The organism is Bradyrhizobium sp. 142 (assembly GCF_023074015.1).
GTDB lineage: Bacteria > Pseudomonadota > Alphaproteobacteria > Rhizobiales > Xanthobacteraceae > Bradyrhizobium.
In genome coordinates, this window is record NZ_JADPKQ010000268.1 from 1 (window position 1) to 1,666 (window position 1,666).

General features: G+C 56.5%; 2 protein-coding genes. Both read right to left on the reverse strand.

What is annotated here, in order from left to right; translation table 11 throughout:
* Positions 1-138: 138 nt before the first annotated feature.
* Positions 139-978, reverse strand: a complete 840-nt coding sequence (locus IVA82_RS23925) for a DUF4917 family protein (RefSeq protein WP_346659681.1) — start codon at positions 976-978, stop codon at positions 139-141.
* A 156-nt stretch (positions 979-1,134) separates the two neighbouring features.
* Positions 1,135-1,443, reverse strand: coding sequence for a 50S ribosomal protein L28 (gene rpmB / locus IVA82_RS23930; protein ID WP_247383618.1), 309 nt, complete (start codon positions 1,441-1,443; stop codon positions 1,135-1,137).
* Between the last annotated feature and the right edge of the window lie 223 nt (positions 1,444-1,666).

Sequence of the window (1,666 nt, forward strand, 5' to 3'; positions counted from 1 at the left end):
GCACCTTGCGATCTTTCTTCGAAAGGCGGACTTCTCTTGCTTCGGGGATCATCCCGATCTTGAATCACGACTCACCTTCTAAGAAAAGGGGGTACTAGCCAAGTCATGGACGAATGGGAAAGCTCGCTGCGAGGATTGTTAGGCTGTGGCGAGAGTCCTGTCCCAAACGTGGGCAGATTCGGAATCAACGAATGTGTATTCAACTTTTGAACCTGTCCTTTCTTTGTAGCGAGCCAATTCCCCCGTGGTCGTTCGGAGTTTCTCATCCGTGGGTTGGTAGATGCAGAAGTATAGATGTTCGATTTGAGATCGGAACAATGCGCTGTAGATGTGCGCGTCATTGGGGGCGGCTGAATGGCCGAACACAAGAAACTGTCCGGCGCTCTTGCAAAGTTGTTCATAGCAGTGGCGAAGATATTTGTTTGATCTTATGCGAGACATCTTGGCTAACGATGTGCCCTCGGCAACATAGAGGGGGAATCGTTTGTTCTCTGTGATGGTTTGAGCGATTGCGTCGATCACGCCAGCGGGGCCGGCTAATCTCTTTTCTATATCTCCGCCGGTACGGAAGAGATGTAGACCTCCATGCAGATTGAAGGTGTTGCAGTAGGCATCGACCTTGAATGGCACTTGAAAGCCAGCGCGTTCTTCCCCAAGGCCAAATCCGTCAGTGAGGTTCGCTCCATTAGCAAGACTGACCCAATTAAGCAGCAGGTCGTAGTTGAGTGTGAATACCCTGCTGAAGGATGAGAGAAATTTGACGCAGCTGGGTATGATGTTGGCGATCTCTTCTCGATGCGCTGGATGCGTGCCGCGAATTGCGTGCACGAGTGCCTCGCGAACTCGTCCAGCGTCGGCACGGAGTTCGGCTGCTCGCTCATCGTTGGAGTAGGCTGCTTCTACGATCAAGGATATTTCGAGCGTGTCGACGACGCGTTCAAAGTCAACTGTCTTCAAACGATCGAAGAGGATGCGTATCGGGTCGTTGGGCGCTAGTCCCGTCTCTAGTGTGCTTTTGAGTTAGTGTTTGCACAACAAAAAACGGCCGGATCTTCCGATCCGGCCGCTACACAAACTCTACTTGGCTAAGCCTACGCCACGCAACTTAGCCCCCGCCCATTCTAAAAAATTCGCTTAGGTCGCCTGCTCCTCAGGCTGCGCTTCGCCGACCTTCTTCTGGATCGCGCGCTTCAGCTCGAGGGCGCGGGGCGACAGGACGTCGGCCTTGACCTTGAGCATATAGGCGTCGAGGCCGCCATTGTGGTCGACGCTCTTGACCGCGTTGGTGGAGACGCGCAGGCGCACGTTGCGGCCCAAGGCTTCGCTGATGAAGGTCACGTTGACCAGGTTCGGCAGGAAGCGGCGCTTGGTCTTGATGTTGGAGTGGCTGACCTTGTGGCCGACGAGGGGGCCCTTGGCTGTCAGTTCGCAGCGGCGAGACATGGCTTCAAATCCTCAATCTTTCCCCAACGATGTGCGGCCGCCATCCGAGGCGCCACGGGGGCAAATTCTCTGTCCTTGCAGGGAGCGGCGGACGTATAGGGGGGAAGCGGCGGGACGTCAAGGCGACGGGGCCGGTTTTGGCCCGTCTTCCGGGCGGCCGGGCGAGGTGCGCCCCCTCTCCCGCTTGCGGGGGAGGGTTGGGGGGGTGCCTCCGCAGACTGAT